Consider the following 17,589-nt stretch of genomic DNA (forward strand, 5'->3'; position numbering starts at 1 on the left):
TATTGATCTTGAGAAGGAAAGGTTTTGATATGTTAAAATCAATTTTTAAAGTGGCAGTTGTTTCAGCCATTGGTTTCAGTTCAGTTGCTTGTACCACAAACGATGAACGCGTTGCACGTTACGGCGTAGGAGGAGCAGCAATCGGTGCTTTGGCTGGAACTGCTATTGCTGGAAGTACGCCTGGAGCAGCACTTACCGGTGCAGCATTTGGTGCTTTGGCTGGAACAGTAACAGGTGCAGCTGCAAATCAAAGAAAACAACAAAGACAGGCATCACAATTGTGCACGTATCGCGGTCGTAGAGGGCATGTTTACCAAGCACCTTGTGGACAGAGAGTTCCTGTACGGCAATTGTGTGCTTACCGTGATGCAAGAGGGGGGATGTATAAAGCACCTTGTCCGCACCGCGTTCGTTAATGGCGGTGCCGCTTCTGCGGCTTGACCGCATTTTCTTAAATTTTGGAAAAACGCCTTTGCTCAATCAAGCTTGTTTATCGGTTGAGCAAGGGGCGCGTATTGCGCTGGTCGGCCGTAATGGTTGTGGAAAATCAACTCTGTTAAAAATTGCCGCAGGAATATTAGAGCCTCATGGTGGCGAAATTTTTCGCCACCCGCGAGTGACGCTCCGTTATGTTTCACAAAATCCGGATTGTTCAGGATTTGAAGATATTAACACTTATATGGAAGCGGGGCTGGACGATATATCTGATGTCCAGTGGATCAATACGCTTCGCACAAATTTAGGGTTTTCGGGGGCGGAAAAATTGGAAACGCTTTCGGGAGGCGAAAAGCGGCGTGTTTCATTGTTACAGGCCATTGCTGCAAAACCCGATATTTTGTTCTTAGATGAACCAACCAATCATCTTGATTTACCAACCATTGAATGGCTGGAAGCTGTTTTATCTTCTTTGCGTTCAGCGATTGTGGTGATTTCCCATGATCGGCGATTTTTAGAAAATGTTACGCGGTCAACGGTATGGCTTGATCGTGGCACAACCAAAAGACTGGAAAAGCGTTTTTCAGAATTTGAAAGTTGGCGTGATAAGGCGTTGCAAGAAGAAGCCATTGAGCAGCATAAATTGGGGCGCCAAATTGCTCGTGAAGAGCAATGGTTACGTTATGGCGTAAGTGCACGGCGTAAGCGTAACGTACGGCGTTTAGGCGAATTAAACAACTTAAGACAGCGTCATCAAACCTATAAAGGGCAGCCTGGAAATGCACTTTTGACAGCAGCGAAAAGTCATGAGTCTGGGCAATTGGTGCTTGAAGCAAAGAAAATTTCAAAATCCTATGGTGATCGCATTATCGTGAAAGATTTCTCTTTGCGCATTCAGCGTGGTGATCGAATCGGGTTGGTAGGACCCAATGGTATCGGAAAGACAACGCTCCTTTCTGTATTAATTGGGCAAGAAGCCGTGGATGGTGGAACGGTGAGGCATGGCTATAACCTCTCTATGGCATTGCTTGATCAGCAACGTATTTTAAATGAAGAAGAAACTTTAGCGCATTATTTAACGGGAGGAAGAGGTGATACTCTTGTGATCAATGGGCTGGAGCGGCATGTCGTTTCTTATATGAAAGACTTTTTATTTTTACCGGAACAAGCTCGCACTCCCCTTAAAGAATTTTCAGGGGGAGAAAGAGCACGCCTCATGCTTGCACGACTTCTTTCACGTCCTGCAAACTTTTTGATTCTTGATGAACCGACCAATGATTTGGATATGGAAACTTTGGATTTGTTGCAAGAATTTATTGCTGATTTTGCGGGAACAGTATTGTTGGTCAGCCATGACAGAGACTTTTTAGATCGTACTGTAACGCATATGTTGGCACCTCAAGGTGATGGTCATTGGGTTTTGTATGCGGGCGGCTATAGTGATATGATGGCGCAAAACCAGCATGCTCTTCGCTTACAACGCAAAAGAACAGAATTATCGCAGCGTAAAGAACCTTTAAAATCTCATGTGGGAGAGCTTTCAAAGCAGGATTCATCAACAGATCATAGCTTGATAGTGCGGGAGAAAAAAACACGAGGTAAATTGTCTTATAAGCAGGTTTATGCATTGAAAAGATTGCCTGAAGAAATTGCTGTTTTGCAAAATGAAATCAAAAAAATTGAACAAGAGCTCTCTGATCCAGCCCTTTATCGCAGTGATAAAGAGCGTTTTGAGCGTTTATCAACAACGTTGGAAAAAAAGAAAAATACTTGCACACAAAAAGAAGGAGAATGGTTAGAACTTGAAATTTTACGCGAAGAAATGGAAGCGTGTTCACGGTAATGTCTAAGACATTTTAAAAGATTTGTATTGCATCATCGCTTTTCTTGGATTTGTTACAAGAGTTTGTGGCTGATTTAGCGGGAACAGTGCTGTTGACGAGTTATGGCAGAGACTTTTTAGATCGCACTGTAACATGTAGCTTTTCAAGGCGATGGTCATTGGGTTTTGTATGCGGGTGCAGTGATATGATAGCGCAAAACAAGTATGCTCTGAGCTTACAAGGCAAAGAAACAAAACTATTTTTGCCGTGAGTTTTTTCAAAATTGCGTATAGGGAAGCACGCCAGTTCCATTGCATACTTTGCCAGTCCCCAATGTTGCTACAGCCCCCTTGGAACTTGAGAGCATTCATAAGAAACATTCCCTTATCTTTACCTTATATCCTAAATACACCAACCTTGCTTATGACGGAAAAGCAAATGATCTTCATTGATTCTAACGTGAGAAGTGTTGTGATGAGGGAAGCTTACTGTATTCGACGTTATGATTTAAGTTTAAAAATGATGATTTGTTAGGATAAATCAACGTGTTATTGTAACATTTCTAGGAGGAGAAAATGATAGCAATTAAAACAAAGCGAACAATTTCTACATTGATCGGTTTAGAAGATGCAGCTGAACTGTCTTCTTATTCCCTCCGTAATGCGAATCATCTGCGTCCTTTTGAACCTGTTAGATCTGATGGTTACCACAGCCTAACAGCTTGGGAAACACGAGCCAATGCATTTGCTTGTGAAAGTGCAAAGGGACAAGCATACCGATATGCTGTACGATTAAAAAATGAAAACACAATTACTGGTGTTGTGAATTTTACAAATGTGGTTCGGGGTGTTTTTCAAGCCTGTCATCTTGGTTTTTCTCTTGATGAAAAACAACAAGGTAAAGGTCTTATGTTTGAGAGTTTATCGGCTCTAATACGCCATATCTTTCATGTTTATCATCTGCATAGAGTGATGGCAAATTATAGACCTGAGAACATAAAAAGCGAACGTTTATTAAAACGCCTTCATTTTGAAAAAGAAGGCTATGCCAAAGACTATTTGATGATTTCTGGAAAATGGAGAGATCACATTCTAACCTCTCGAATCAATGATCTTTATGAGTCCGTTAATAGATTCGAATAAAGTTTTGTTAAGGGTCTTTTTATCAAATGTGTAAATATGCTGCACTTTTCCTTATCCTAAAAGATAAAGATCCTTAACCACCTCTTCTTTTGTAAACAGTTCAGACTCTCGTTTAGCGGATTTCAACTGCTGACCGCTTTCATATGTTTCTTTTCGTAGATAATGAATTGATTTATCATCATAATTCATTTTGTTCAATTTGAAGAGAGTCCTCAATATCGGAAGACTTTCTCATTTCAAATTTATTGATGTTTAATCATAAAAACACCTCTTTTGCACATCACAAACTGGGTTGGCATAGGTTGGCATACAAGTGAGGGTTTATGTGGGTAAAAATGATTGAAGAACAAGAATAAAAATTCTCTGTATAAATCCTTTTAAATGTGAGGGCTGTTGCAATATTGTGTATTCTGTGATCGATAGTCTCGTTACAAGTTACACAAACGGCTTATTGTTTGGGTGAAATTTTTATACATTCATTTGTTTTTTGCCATTTGTTTTTTGTATTTTCTTTTCTTAAGAAAATTTCCAATGTTATCAATGGTTTTAATTCATACCAAGCGCATTTTTATAAAGTTCAATGATTGCTTCTTCTTCCATTCTTTCATGCTCTTCTTTTTTACGCAGCCGTATAATGCTTCGAACAGCTTTACTATCAAAACCAGAGCCTTTAAGTTCAGTGTAAACGTCTTTAATATCATCAGAAATGGTTTTTTTCTCTTCTTCTAGTCGTTCAATACGTTCGATAAAAGAGCGTAATTGGTTTACGGATATAGCGTGTGTTTGATCGGTTACTGTATCGTTCATTGTATTTTTCTCCAAGTTATATATTTTAAGTTGTTTTTCGACGACGAATTTATGTTAAAAAAGCTTGAAAACAAAAAGTAAATCAAGCTACACAGCTTTTTTACAAATTGACTTTAAATATTTTGTAAAATTTTTAAGATATATGCATTGATAAAAGGGCTATAAAAAGAAAAATATAAAAATATACGTTTTAGATTTGAAAAGCTTTAAAAAAAGAAATGTGTAATTTGTTTTGAGAATTTGGCATTATAGAGGAAGTTTTGTGATTTTAAAAAAACGATATTGGGTGTTTCAGAAAGGATTTAAGGTTTTTTTCTTGAGCATTTTGCTCTTGTTTCCCCTTGTTGTTTTTGCAAAAGCTGATTTTAGGGTTTGTAATACAACCCAACAGTCTGTAGGGGTTGCTCTTGGATATCGTACATTTTCAGGGTGGGTGAGCGAAGGCTGGTGGACGGTACCCGTGACGGAGTGTAAAACCTTAATTGAGGGGCCTCTTGCTTCACGGTTTTATTATTTTTATGCGGAAGGGGCACAAAAAAAAGGGAACTGGGCAGGCTCTGTAACCATGTGTGTGCAAGATAGCCAATTTACCATTCAAGGGGTTCATGATTGTTTCCCTCGAGGATATCAAAAGGCTGAATTTAAAGAAATCGATACCGGAAATCAAACCAGTTGGATGATCCAGTTGACGGATGAGTCCTTGTTAAACAATTCTGTTGTCCCTTCTCTTTCAGGAAATTCTCCACCGTGAAACGTGCACGTAAAGTGAAAATTATTGCGACTCTTGGTCCTTCTTCTTTTTCTAGTGAAATGATTGAGAAGCTTTTTAGGGCAGGAGCAGACGTTTTTCGTCTTAATATGAGCCATACTGATCGTGATATGATGGGTGATTTGGTTAAGTCTATACGAGAAGTTGAAAAAACAGTTCGGCGACCCATTGGTATTTTAGTGGATCTTCAGGGGCCAAAACTGCGTGTGGGTCGTTTTACTAAGGGTAAAGAAGATTTGCGTGTTGGGCAAAGCTTTACGTTAGATAATCGCGATGTTCTTGGTGATTCACAGCGTGTTTTTTTTCCTCATGAGGATGTATTTTCGGCTGTTAAACCAGGGGATCGGTTGTTGATTGATGATGGAAAACTGGAATTGCGTGCGCAAGTTTGTGATGGTCATTCTGTACAGTGTTGCGTGGTTGCTGGAACCCGTATTTCTGATCGAAAAGGTGTCAGTTTTCCCGATACAATTTTGCCTTTTGATTCGATGACGTCAAAAGATAAGGAGGATCTTCAGGCTCTTTTACAGCAGCCTGTTGACTGGGTTGCTCTGTCTTTTATTCAACGTCCAGAAGATATTATAGCGGTGCGTCAGTTGACGAAAAGCAAGGTGTCTTTGATGGCTAAAATCGAAAAGCCTCAAGCCTTGGAGCATATAGAGAAAATTATTGAGGTATCCGATGGTATTATGATTGCACGGGGTGATCTCGGAGTGGAAATGCCTTTGGAAAAAGTCCCTGCACTTCAGATGGAGCTCATAAAAGCTTGTCGTTTAGCAGGAAAGCCTGTTGTGGTGGCAACACAGATGCTTGAATCAATGATTACATCTCCTGTTCCGACACGCGCAGAAGTGTCGGATGTTGCTACAGCAGTTTATGCAGGAACAGATGCGGTGATGTTGTCTGCTGAATCTGCTTCTGGTCGCTATCCTGAAGAAGCTGTGCTTATGATGGATCGAATCGCGCGGCAAATCGAACAAGATCATACTTATGCCGCTCAGGTTGGGGCACAACATCCAGCACCAGAATCAACAGGAACGGATGCGATTTCTCTTGCTGCGCGTCAGATTGCTGAAACACTTGCACTATCCGCTATCGTTGCCTATACGGCTTCAGGAACAACGGGGGTGCGCGCCTCTCGTGAACGCCCTAATAGACCCATTATTGCTTTATCGCCCATTGTGGAAACAGCACGGCGTTTGGCTTTAGTTTGGGGGCTTCATTGTGTGGTCACGCAAGATGCACGGAGTTTAGAGGATATGGTTGATCGTGCAGCAGCCATTGCATTTCAGGAAGGTTTTTGCAAAGGGGGAGATCGCTTCCTTGTGACAGCTGGTGTTCCCCTTGGAACGCCGGGTGCGACAAATCTCTTGCGTATTGCTTCTGTCTCTCAAGATGGAACGAAAGGGATTTGAGCCGTTTACGCATGGTGTTTTTTTATGCGCCTTTGAACAGGCTTTAAAAACAACGGGTGTGCGCTTCTTGTGAATGCCTCCATAGACCCATTATTCTTTTATCTCCTATCGTAAGATAGCAAGGTGTTGCATTAGGTCGTCCAGTTTGGGGATGGGAGCAGATGCGGTGATGTTGTCTGTTGATTTTGTTTTAGTTCTGAGGAAGCTGCTTTTACGGAAGGCATTTAATGGGAGCCCCTCCTTTTATTTCATTGAAGCATATTGGGGATGCTTTATTGATGTTTATACGAGAAAGATGTTCATTGATAATGAGAGTTCATTCTTTTGCTTTTTGAATGAGAGCCTTGAAATTTGTCTCATTTTAAACTTTTGCAAACAGAATTGAATAAAGTTAAAATTATGTGCCTAAAAAATCGTACTGGTATGTTATGAGAAAAAGTGATGGGTGAATGTGTTTTTAAAATATGCTTTGTCGGAGCATTTGCAACATGTTGATTTATAATGATAATTTATCGTTATTAAACTTGAATTAGAACCCCGAATTCCGTAAGATTCTCTTAAATTTATTTATGTTTTGTTAATCATAACTCTTTGCTTGTACGTCATAAGCGGGTGGGACATGTGGGTAAAAACTGTACAAAAATGCCTCTTATGAATCGTTTTACGAGCCAAGGGGGCTATCGTAATATTGAGGGCTGACTATAATGATGATACCGACTTGCTCTTTCTTTTATTAAGCTTGGAGATTTTGAGGGGTGGGGAGAGAAATATGGATTATTTGTTATAAGGATAAAAATAGCGGTAGAGGATATTTTCAAGAGCTATTATTGTTGTTTATAATGTTTGAGGTTGTATGAGATTAACATACTCTTCGGGTTTGACTTTTTTCTTGCTCTAAAGGATGAAAATACTTAATTCACGCTGGTTTATAAATGATACGGTTCTTTTCGGTGGGTTTCATCGGATGGACATCTCAGGTGCAAAGACTCCATGGTGCTTATAGTATCAAATAGCGGTGTTTTACAGTATAATAGATAAGGTTATTTTTTAATATATATTGAATCTGCTTGATATTATCTAGGGGAAAGAATTTTTTGGCATGCATTCATAGGGAACATGAATATAGCTCTTTTTTTCGAAGGGTGCTTTATTTGTTTGTTGCTGTTGTCATTTATATGATTTTTTTACAATGATGTTGGTTTTGTTATCTTATTGCGCGGTTAAAAGACATCTCATTTGAAATGTGGTGATATAAGGCAGCTTCCTTGATATAGGAAGTGTTTGTGCGGAGGTGAAATATTCAGGGTAGGGCTTTCTCGTTGAGGTTTAAGTTAATCCCATAAGTCGTGAGTAGCTGGAATCCTTCCTATAAAAAACCAGACTGTTTACACATTGGTGTGGGTTTAAGAATTTTTATCCTGTGAGATGTGGCGGACAAGTCAAACCTCTGGTTTATTACGCGCTGATGTACTTTTTAGAAATCTTCCTGTTCTTGTTCTTGAATGTTTGTGCAGTTTTGATCATCTTTGAGCAATTGGTTGGTGAGATTTTCAATGCGTTGTGTGGTGTCACGCATAATTTTCCCCATGGTGCGGTCTCTTTCGTTGTGGAGTCGTAAAAGAGTATTGTAGTCTTCTTGTAATTTTTTATTTTCTCGTTTTATTTCTTCCATTTCATCGATAATCATTATGCCAGCCATAACCGATAAACGATGGTCGCCAATTTCACCAAAATTGTTCTTTAAATGTGTGATATATTGATCCAATTGAGCAGCAAGCGCAATAAGACGACGTTCTTGTCCTTTGTCACAAGCCATGCGATAAACTTTACCATCAATGGTAACGGAAACAGTTTCCATACATTCAAACCTTTATCTATCAATGACAACACGAATTGTTTCCATTGCTTTAATAAGACGTTTGGAAACTTCTTTGTTTACGGACTCTAAGCGTTCAATTTGGGCTTCAGCTTTGTCAAGCGCTTGGGCAAGATGGCTGCGGTCAGCATTCATTCGTTGGATTTCTTCTTCCCATTCGTTATTTTTATCAATAACGGCATTGCGGTTTATTATGGTGATCTCTAAAGTTCTAAGTGCCTTTTCTAGGTGCTCTAAAGCATCTTGTAGAACTGTAGTCTCTTGGTTCATTGCCTTTATCCTTTGGGTAATTGTATCCTTTATCAATGTGTTATGCAAAAACGAATCACTTTCACTCTTGTGTTGTGTGCATTTTATTTTTAAGTATGTAGGATATTTTAGCAAGCAAAGCAGGGGATAGATATAAATTAAAAGCTGGATTTTTTGCGCGTATTGGCATAAATGACATGGATATACAGGATGCGTGAGGGGAATGTTATTAATATTATTGAAGTGGTGGCAAAAAGTCTCACGCTAATGGTTAGAAAATAGTATTTCTTGAGAATTTTAAGAGAATACGGAAAAAGCAACAGAATAACGTATTTAACGAAATGGTCGATTATTCATGACAAACACCCACCAACAGAATCAGATGGCCAATGCTATCCGTTTTCTTGCTATTGATGCGATTGAAAAAGCAAATTCTGGTCATCCGGGCTTGCCAATGGGAGCAGCCGATATTGCTACGGTTCTTTATACAAGATTCCTTGCTCATGACCCCAAAAAACCTCGCTGGCCTAACCGTGATCGTTTTGTGTTATCAGCAGGACATGGGTCTATGTTGCTTTATGCTCTCTTGTATCTTTCTGGTTATGAGGATCTCTCTCTTGAAGATCTCAAAAATTTTCGCCAATTAGGAGCAAAGCTTGCTGGGCATCCAGAATATGGGCATGTGGCAGGAATCGAAACAACGACTGGTCCTCTTGGACAAGGGTTGGCTAATGCCGTGGGGATGGCTCTTGGAGAGCGTTTGCAAAATGCCCGTTTTGGTGATCTCATCAATCATTACACTTATGCGTTGGTGGGCGATGGATGCCTTATGGAAGGGATATCTCAAGAAGCGATTTCCCTTGCTGGTCATTTGAAACTCAATAAGCTTATTGTGTTGTGGGACGATAATAATATTTCTATCGATGGAGAGATTTCCCTTGCTGACAGTACAGATCAGATTGCGCGTTTTAAGGCATCTGGTTGGGAGACACATAAAGTCAATGGGCATGATCAAGCAGCAATTGCGCGGGCTATTGAGGCGGCACAAAATTCCGATAAACCAACTTTGATCGCTTGTAAAACAACAATTGGTTTTGGAGCACCCAATAAAGCGGGTACCAATAAAGTTCACGGAGCCCCTTTGGGCGCACGAGAAATCACTGAAACCCGTATCGCGTTAGGGTGGGATGCTGAGCCTTTCGTTATTCCAGCCGATATTCTCGATAATTGGCGCTTGGCTAGTCTCAATGCTGCTAAAAAACGCCAAAAATGGGAAGAAAAATTTGCTGATCTTCCTGTCTCAGAGCGTGTGGAGTTCGAAAGATTGATGCGGGGTGATCTCGTGGGCGGATTTGATGGCGCTATTGATACTTATAAACAAAAACTCGTTGAAGAGCGCCCTGTTGTTGCTACGCGTAAAGCTTCGGAAATGGCTCTTGAAGTGATTAATGAAGTCGTTACTGAAACTATTGGTGGTTCGGCTGATTTAACCGGATCTAATAATACAAAAAGCAGCCAGATGAAAAGTATCTCTGCTGAAGATTTTTCAGGGCGCTATCTGCATTATGGAATTCGCGAACATGCAATGGGAGCTGTGATGAATGGTCTTGCCCTTTATGGCGGCTTTATTCCTTATGGGGGAACCTTTTTATGCTTTTCTGACTATATGCGTCCTGCTATGCGTTTGTCTTCTCTCATGGGGTTGCGGGTGATTTATGTCATGACTCATGATTCTATTGGTCTTGGTGAGGATGGTCCGACCCATCAACCCGTAGAGCATTTGGCTTGCCTGCGTGCAATGCCTAATCATTTTGTGTTCCGTCCTGCCGATGCTATGGAGACAGTCGAGTGTTGGCAATTGGCTTTGAAAGCACGCGGGACACCTTCTACCTTGGCTTTGAGTCGACAAAATCTACCGCTTTTGCGTCAGGAGTATGAAGAAGAAAATCTCTGTATGCTTGGTGCTTATGAATTCCTAACAGCTAGCGATGATGCACAAGTGACGCTGTTTGCTTCTGGTTCAGAATTGCAAATTGCAGTGGAGGCACATGCGGTGTTAGAAGAAAAAGGCATCCCAACGCGTGTGGTTTCTGTGCCTTGTTTTGAACTTTTTTCTCAACAATCTCTCTCCTATCAGCGTGCTCTCATTGGAGATGCACCGATTAAAGTTGCCATTGAAGCTGCCGTCGCCCAAGGATGGGACCGTTTTATTGGCTGTGATGGTGTGTTTATTGGTATGGAGGGCTTTGGGGCAAGTGGAACAATTGATGCCCTTTATGCGCATTTTGGTATTACTTGGGAAAATGTCGTTGCCACCGTTGAAAAAGAGCTGGAAAAGATCAAAGAAGAAAAGACAAAGTGACAGCTTGTGTTGTCATGAATGGGGTGGTTTTAGGGCATCATATTTTGTGCATTATTGTGGATAAGTGAGTGAGTGATCAAGATATTGACAATGTGGGAATTAATGATTTGGGATTGGTGAAATACCCATTTATTGTGTTTTAAATGTTGTGCTTAAAAAATTTATGAGGAAACATGTGAAATGACAGTTCGTGTTGCAATTAATGGGTTTGGTCGTATTGGTCGCAATATTTTACGTGCACTTGTGGAAAGTGGACGACAAGATATTGAAGTGGTTGCAATTAATGATTTGGGATCGGTGGAAACAAATGCCCATTTATTACGCTATGATTCAGTTCATGGGCGTTTTCCTGGTATCGTTAAGGTGATAGGGGATGCTATTGATGTGGGAGGTGGTTTAATAAAGGTATGCGCAGAGCGTGATCCTGCTCAATTGCCTTGGAAAGATTTGGATATCGATATTGCTTTGGAATGTACGGGTATTTTTACTGCGCGTGATAAAGCAAGTGCTCATTTAGATGCGGGGGCAAAGCGTGTTCTTATTTCTGCGCCTTCTGAAGGAGCAGATCTTACGGTCGTCTATGGGGTTAATCATCAATCTTTAAGCAGCGAGCATCGCGTTGTTTCAAATGCTTCTTGTACAACCAATTGTTTGGCGCCTGTTGCACAAGTTTTACACAACACAGTGGGCATTGAAAAGGGCTTTATGACAACAATCCATTCTTATACGGGTGATCAACCTGTGTTGGATACAATGCATCGGGACCTTTATCGTGCACGTGCGGCAGCTCTTTCTATGATTCCTACCTCAACAGGAGCGGCAAAAGCTGTGGGATTGGTCTTGCCAGAATTAAAGGGATTGCTTGATGGTGTATCGATTCGTGTTCCAACCCCTAATGTTTCTGTGGTTGATTTGACATTTATCGCTAAGCGTTCCACAACAATCGAAGAAATTAATACAGCCATTGCTATTGCTGCACAAGGTCCTTTGAAGGGCATTTTGGATTATACAGAAGAGAAACTTGTGAGTTGTGATTTTAATCATAATCCTCATTCAGCTATTTTCCACAATGATCAAACCAAAGTGATTGATGGTAAGCTCTGTCGCGTTCTGGTTTGGTATGATAATGAATGGGGCTTTTCTAACCGTATGAGTGATACGGCAGTGGCTTTTGCTAAGACAATATAAGAGGACCTCAGGGTCCTCTTTTTATAGGGAAAAGTCTCATTTTTGTGCAATTTTGAGAAAAACAGATAGAGGCTGTTGTTCTCATGCGCTAGAGAGAAGAGGCTATTGAAACATTGATGATGTATTTTGTTTTAATACTGGGTCAATACGTGGTTTTAAAAGATGAATGAAAGAGTAAACTTTGAAAAAGTAAGATCTGAACGAGATACCTTTTGAGAAAATGTTAGGAAACAGGAGATGTAAACTCTTTTGCCTAGAAGTAAAAGGAAGCTTTAATAGAGATCAAATTGAGCCAATACATTTGTTTGCCACAATGGAATATGAAGATTAAGAGCAATGGTGGGCTTTTGTACATTTGACGATAAAAGCTTTGGCTTTTCAAACAAAGGGTGAGAGATAGGCTGTCGTGGATCTCTTGTAAAAGCAAAGAGGGGATAAGTGGAAAGAAAAGTGGGCAGGGTTGTTGGATGCGTTTTTATTTGAAACAATGGAAAGTGAAGAGGAAGCAGTGATGAGGTTTCGTACACTTGATGATGTTGATGTCACTGGAAAACGTGTTCTTGTGCGGGTGGATTTTAATGTGCCAATGGCGCAGGGTAAGGTCTGTGATACGACACGCTTAGAGCGGCATAAAGAGACACTCGTTGAGCTGCAAAAGTGTGGTGCTAAACTTATTCTGCTTTCTCATTGTGGTCGCCCCAAAGGAAAGGTAGAGCAAGAGTTTTCACTCCGTCCTGTTGTGCAAGTGTTGGAAAAGATCATTAATCAGCCGGTTGCTTTTGCTCCGGACTGTATCGGTTCGGCGGTGCAGGTTGCAGTTGAGTCATTACAAAATGGTGGTGTTTTACTGCTTGAAAATGTTCGTTTTTATGCTGGTGAAGAAAAGAATGATTGTTCTTTTGCAGAAGCTTTGGCTCATAATGGAGATCTCTATGTTAATGATGCTTTTTCAGTTTCTCATCGTGCCCATGCTTCGGTGGAGGGAATAACGCATTTGTTGCCTTCTTATGCAGGACGCTCTTTGCAAGGTGAATTGCAGGCATTAGAAAAAGGACTTGGCAATCCAGCACGTCCTGTGGTTGCCCTTGTGGGAGGAGCAAAGGTTTCTAGTAAGCTTTTTGTGCTCAATCATTTGGTGGAAAAAGTTGACTCCTTAATTATTGGTGGGGGGATGGCTAACAGTTTTTTAGCAGCGCAAGGTATCCATGTAGGGAAATCACTGTGTGAACATGCATTGATGGAAACGATAAAAAAAATCATTAAAAAAGCGCAAGAGTGTCACTGTACGCTTTTGCTCCCTCAGGATGCTGTCGTTGGATTTCGTTTTGAAAAAGATGCACCGCATCGTCTTTATGACATTGAAGATATTCCACAAGATGGCATGATATTGGATATTGGGACGCGCTCTATTGCGCATATCAATGCTGCGATAGATGAAGCTGCTACTCTTGTGTGGAATGGACCCCTTGGTGTTTTTGAGATGCCTCCCTTTGATAAGGGAACCATTGCCGTTGCACGCCATGCAGCAGAACGTAGTTTGACGGGAAAGTTGGTTTCAATTGCGGGAGGGGGCGATACGGTTTTTGCCCTTAATCATGCCGGTGTTGCCAATGATTTTACTTATCTTTCGACTGCTGGAGGAGCTTTTTTGGAATGGATGGAAGGTAAGGTTCTTCCTGGTATTCTTTCCCTTATGCAGGCTTAAAGGGCTTCTTTGGAGGGGAAGGTTAAAGAAAAACTATACGGTCGTGTAGAGTGTTTTGATAGTGTTGCGCATTTTTAGAAATTAAGACAAAATAAAGAGGAATTTTTTATGAATGAACGGCTTGAAGATATTGCACTTGCTTTGGTGCATGCGGGTAAAGGTATTTTGGCGGCAGATGAAAGTACGGCGACCATTGGAAAGCGTTTTGAAAGCATTGGTGTTGAATCCAATGAAGATAAGCGCCGTGCTTATCGTGAAATGCTTTTTAGTACAAAAGAAGCGATGGAAAACGCTATCTCTGGGGTTATTTTATTTGATGAAACCATTCGGCAAAAAGCATCAACTGGGAAAATGTTGACGGATCTTATTCGGGATTCAGGCGCTTTGTCAGGGATTAAAGTTGATACCGGTGCAAAACCCTTGGCTGCTTTTCCCCAAGAGACAATTACCGAAGGGTTGGATGGTCTTCGTGAGCGGCTAAAAGATTATTATGCTTTGGGAGCACGTTTTGCTAAATGGCGTGCGGTAATTGCTATTGATGAACACACTTTGCCAACAAGAGGCGCCATAAGACAAAATGCACAAGCTCTTGCGCGCTATGCTGCCTTATGTCAGGAGTTCAATATTGTGCCCATTGTTGAGCCGGAAGTGTTGATGGATGGACCATCGTGTGGGCATTCAATTACACGCTGCTTTGAGGTGACACGCACTGTTTTGCAGGCTGTCTTTAAAGAATTGTTTGAAGCTCGTGTTCTTTTGGAGGGGATGATTTTAAAGCCCAATATGGTGATTGATGGAAAGGATGCTCGCAAGGCTTCTGTTGAAGAAGTTGCTGAAAAGACCGTCCAAGTGCTTAAACAGACTGTTCCTGCCGCTGTTCCAGGAATTGCTTTTCTTTCTGGAGGGCAGTCTGATCAGGAAGCAACGGCGCATTTATCTGCTATGAATTCTTTGGGCGTATTGCCTTGGAAATTGACCTTTTCCTATGGACGAGCATTGCAAGCAGCTGCCTTAAAAGCATGGGCAGGAAAAGATGAAAATATTGCTGTTGCACAGAAGGCATTTCGTCATCGCGCTCGGATGAACCATCTTGCGGCTTTGGGACAATGGACAAAAGAACAAGAAAAAGCGTGCGCTTGAAGGACAAGCTCTGTTTTTAAATGCGGAGAGATTTTTCATGTTTCTGCGTGATTTTTTGCGCCCTCATCATGATAAGAATGGCGGGGGCATTTTAGGCTTGAAAGCTTTCTCAGAGAGTTTTTTCCTTGGACCTTTTAAAAGTCTTTAATGGGTGCTATCGAGAGATAAGATTGCGGGAGAGGTGCAATTTCGAGAAGGGGAGATAATGCTAGGAAATTTGTGAATGCACAGCACTTTAGTATGGTGTCGTTCATGGGTGGGCACTTACTTCTTGAGTGAAAATCATAAAGCTCATACTGTATTGAAGAGTTTGATATTATGATATTTTTTCTTTTTCATGTTATCATTACTTGTCATCGGCAGAATTTATTTGATTGCAGTTTCAAAGGTGGATTAAGCGGGTAGATTAGAAAGTTGCGATTTCTGAGCGGATTGGAATACAGCTTATGAAGCTTTTCTGCGTCAGGATAGCTTCCTCTTCAATGGGGGTAGTTTTCTATTGGCGAACGAATTGAATAACTCTTGCGAAAGAAAATAGATTTGCACCTCAATAAAACACCTATTTTTTCGTTAAAATGGATAAATTTTTCTTGTATTTTTTGATGATATAATTGAAAGTAACTAACTTCATAGCATCTTGGCTTAAAACGGGGGGAGTTGTGGACGGTATATCTTCTAAGAATAACAGTATATCTTCTAAGAATACAAGCATCAAAAGAAAAAATCGATACGCAGAACAGAGCTTTTCTGCAATTATGATGCGAAAATTGTGCAATATGGTGCGTGGGGTATTCGAAGGGATCTTTACAGTATTTACTTTCATAATTTTTATTATCTTGCTCAACATACGTGGGCCGGTTCATACCGCATTAAAAGTCTTTGGGTCGGTGAGTGGAATAGGGTGCTTTTTATTTTTTTTCGGATATCTTATAGAACGCCGCGAAGCAGCAGATGAAGCCGCTATATCGTACGCATTATTCTTAACAATTCTTGAAGGCGTTTCTTCTATTTGCTTCCTGTCTGCTGCGTGGGGTTACGACGCTCTCTTATTCCGTTTAGCACCTCCTGGGTATATTCTTATTCTTCCTGAATAAATAGAGTGCACTTTGTTTGCATACAAATCAAAATGAGAGGCTGTCTGCCTCTCAAATTCTTAATAATCGCTCTCCAAAATAATGACATCAGACCCGCTTTTAATGAAGGGACTAACAAGCCTTGGGTCCTTAAGCCTCAAGGCAACCCTTTACAAGTTGCGCCTATCGGCATCCTTGACCTTAAGATACCCAAACGGCTTATGAACAAACTCTCTTATTAAGCCACATCATCTTTTATTCTTCTCATGCGGTTCTGAAATCATGATATAAAGGGCAAGCTTCTCATCGTGCCTAAATGGTAACTTATCGTGTGTTAAATGGAAAAATGAGAAAAAGCATCTTTATGCAATATAATCCAATTATAATTTTTTGATTTAAGCATAAAAGACTTAAAGTCTTCTACAAGACTGATACGATAAAAAGGGGAAAATCGCCTATATTGAGCAACTAAGTCGTATTTTAGGTGCTCTTGATATAGCTATATCACCAAATGGTTTTGAAGACTTATCCTTTTAGCTCTATTCACTAAAAGGTTATTTTGAGGGGGCTTGGCTAATGAATGTAAAGGAAAATTAGCATGTAATATTTCGCTTTTCTGGTATAGATGCTGAATGAGTTAATTATCTAGAGGATCACTGAAGAGGGAGCGCTAAAAAATGATGAAAATCCTCCGTACTTCGGTGAATTCGTGGTTGAAGATATAATCGTAAAACTTGGCTTATCTGTTCCTGAAACAGCTGAATGGTTTGAAATGGTTAGGGTGTCAGTTCTGCATACGCTTAGCTCGCTATACAAAAAAATTATGATTTAGTGCAAGCTTTAAAACATAAAGACCCTAAAGATATATCCTCTTTGTACATGTTCTTATCATCGTTAAAATGCCTTCTTAAAGCACGACAGGGGGTGCTATAAAATTGAGAGCTGTAAAATATATGGGGCTTGGAGGGGGTGAGAAGATGGTGTTTAATCGAAGTACTCTATCCTTATTTTTATGGGCTATGACTGAAAGAGAGAGCTGGAGAGACGATTTGTGAGTAAAGAGAACGTCGTTTTGAGGTTGCGTGTCTGCAAGAGCAGAACAGTGGTCGTGGTGATATTTACAAACAATAAATTTGATAAAATTTTACGATTTTGCCAAAAGCCAGTTTATTATAAACGCTGTTTCTCATGTGCTCTCACACAAAAGTTATAAGAAGCCCAAAAGTGCTAAAAAAATCTTTGCTCTTTTTCAATAAGACGGATCTGTAAACAATATTCAAAAAGTGTTCGTGTTTTTGAAAGAGAATAAAAGGATACTCTTGCAATAGAGAAGTGTATTTGTGAATTACAATTTGTCATGATTTTCGGTAAACACTATTGTTTAGAGCGGTGAGAGAGGGCAAATTTTTAATATTTAGTTTTTTTAAAGAGTGTGGTCAGTCTTTAGGATAGAGCTTGTGTCCCTAGAACCCTATCAAGTGTGAGCCGCATAAGGGTCTCAAGCAAGCGAGCACCTATTATACTTTTTGCCAGCGTATACTCTTTTGTCAGCGCCCCAATGTTTTGACAGCCCTTAGAACGTAAGGGGCAAGAGAGGTATTTTAT

13 protein-coding genes are annotated in these 17,589 nt (G+C 40.5%); 10 read left to right on the plus strand and 3 right to left on the minus strand.

Translation table 11 applies throughout. The annotated features are described in order from the left end of the window. Nucleotides 1-29: 29 nt before the first annotated feature. From ACFIME_RS02370 to rimJ, 3 genes are all read left to right on the plus strand, one after another. The gene (locus ACFIME_RS02370) at nucleotides 30-416 is read left to right on the plus strand and encodes a hypothetical protein (protein ID WP_375662191.1); all 387 of its coding nucleotides are present in this window, start codon (nucleotides 30-32) and stop codon (nucleotides 414-416) included. Next, the gene (locus tag ACFIME_RS02375; RefSeq protein ID WP_375684432.1) at nucleotides 416-2,278 is read left to right on the plus strand and encodes an ABC-F family ATP-binding cassette domain-containing protein; all 1,863 of its coding nucleotides are present in this window, start codon (nucleotides 416-418) and stop codon (nucleotides 2,276-2,278) included. The genes ACFIME_RS02370 and ACFIME_RS02375 overlap by 1 nt, the downstream gene beginning before the upstream one ends. A gap of 555 nt (nucleotides 2,279-2,833) precedes the next feature. Then, nucleotides 2,834-3,400 carry a ribosomal protein S5-alanine N-acetyltransferase gene (rimJ, locus tag ACFIME_RS02380; RefSeq protein ID WP_375662192.1) on the plus strand — a complete coding sequence of 189 codons (567 nt, stop codon included), beginning with the start codon at nucleotides 2,834-2,836 and terminating at the stop codon, nucleotides 3,398-3,400. Nucleotides 3,401-3,946: 546 nt separating this feature from the next. Here the strand turns inward: rimJ and ACFIME_RS02385 are convergent. Further along, entirely contained in the window at nucleotides 3,947-4,207 is a 261-nt protein-coding gene (locus ACFIME_RS02385) for a DUF2312 domain-containing protein (protein WP_005774567.1), read from the minus strand. Between the two features lie 262 nt (nucleotides 4,208-4,469). Between ACFIME_RS02385 and ACFIME_RS02390 the strand changes: the two genes are divergently transcribed. Both ACFIME_RS02390 and pyk read left to right on the plus strand, forming a co-directional pair. Continuing rightward, nucleotides 4,470-4,958: a DUF1036 domain-containing protein gene (locus ACFIME_RS02390; RefSeq protein WP_375662193.1), complete on the plus strand. Its 489-nt coding sequence runs from the start codon at nucleotides 4,470-4,472 to the stop codon at nucleotides 4,956-4,958. Then, nucleotides 4,955-6,391 (plus strand): pyruvate kinase, encoded by a 1,437-nt coding sequence (gene pyk / locus ACFIME_RS02395; RefSeq protein ID WP_375662194.1) that lies wholly within the window; start codon nucleotides 4,955-4,957, stop codon nucleotides 6,389-6,391. The genes ACFIME_RS02390 and pyk overlap by 4 nt, the downstream gene beginning before the upstream one ends. 1,474 nt (nucleotides 6,392-7,865) lie before the next feature. Here pyk and ACFIME_RS02400 read toward each other — a convergent pair. Continuing rightward, the gene (locus ACFIME_RS02400) at nucleotides 7,866-8,249 is read right to left on the minus strand and encodes a cell division protein ZapA (protein WP_375636496.1); all 384 of its coding nucleotides are present in this window, start codon (nucleotides 8,247-8,249) and stop codon (nucleotides 7,866-7,868) included. 12 nt (nucleotides 8,250-8,261) lie between these two features. Continuing rightward, nucleotides 8,262-8,537: a DUF4164 domain-containing protein gene (locus tag ACFIME_RS02405; protein WP_005774573.1), complete on the minus strand. Its 276-nt coding sequence runs from the start codon at nucleotides 8,535-8,537 to the stop codon at nucleotides 8,262-8,264. A gap of 334 nt (nucleotides 8,538-8,871) precedes the next feature. On the opposite strand from ACFIME_RS02405, the gene tkt reads away from it, so the two are divergent. The 5 genes from tkt to ACFIME_RS02430 all read left to right on the plus strand — a co-directional run bounded on the left by tkt (nucleotide 8,872) and on the right by ACFIME_RS02430 (nucleotide 16,005). Continuing rightward, on the plus strand, nucleotides 8,872-10,878 hold the full coding sequence (tkt, locus tag ACFIME_RS02410; RefSeq protein WP_375662195.1) for a transketolase: 2,007 nt from the start codon (nucleotides 8,872-8,874) through the stop codon (nucleotides 10,876-10,878). A gap of 180 nt (nucleotides 10,879-11,058) precedes the next feature. Then, nucleotides 11,059-12,066 (plus strand): type I glyceraldehyde-3-phosphate dehydrogenase, encoded by a 1,008-nt coding sequence (gap, locus tag ACFIME_RS02415; protein ID WP_375617854.1) that lies wholly within the window; start codon nucleotides 11,059-11,061, stop codon nucleotides 12,064-12,066. Nucleotides 12,067-12,577: 511 nt separating this feature from the next. Then, the gene (locus ACFIME_RS02420; RefSeq protein ID WP_375684433.1) at nucleotides 12,578-13,771 is read left to right on the plus strand and encodes a phosphoglycerate kinase; all 1,194 of its coding nucleotides are present in this window, start codon (nucleotides 12,578-12,580) and stop codon (nucleotides 13,769-13,771) included. Between the two features lie 108 nt (nucleotides 13,772-13,879). Further along, nucleotides 13,880-14,911 carry a class I fructose-bisphosphate aldolase gene (locus ACFIME_RS02425; protein WP_375684424.1) on the plus strand — a complete coding sequence of 344 codons (1,032 nt, stop codon included), beginning with the start codon at nucleotides 13,880-13,882 and terminating at the stop codon, nucleotides 14,909-14,911. Between the two features lie 755 nt (nucleotides 14,912-15,666). Next, a complete protein-coding gene (locus ACFIME_RS02430; RefSeq protein WP_375636490.1) occupies nucleotides 15,667-16,005 on the plus strand; it encodes a hypothetical protein in 339 nt (112 codons plus the stop codon). Nucleotides 16,006-17,589 lie beyond the last annotated feature (1,584 nt).

The organism is Bartonella sp. AP1QHHD, from assembly GCF_042196265.1.
Taxonomy (GTDB): domain Bacteria; phylum Pseudomonadota; class Alphaproteobacteria; order Rhizobiales; family Rhizobiaceae; genus Bartonella.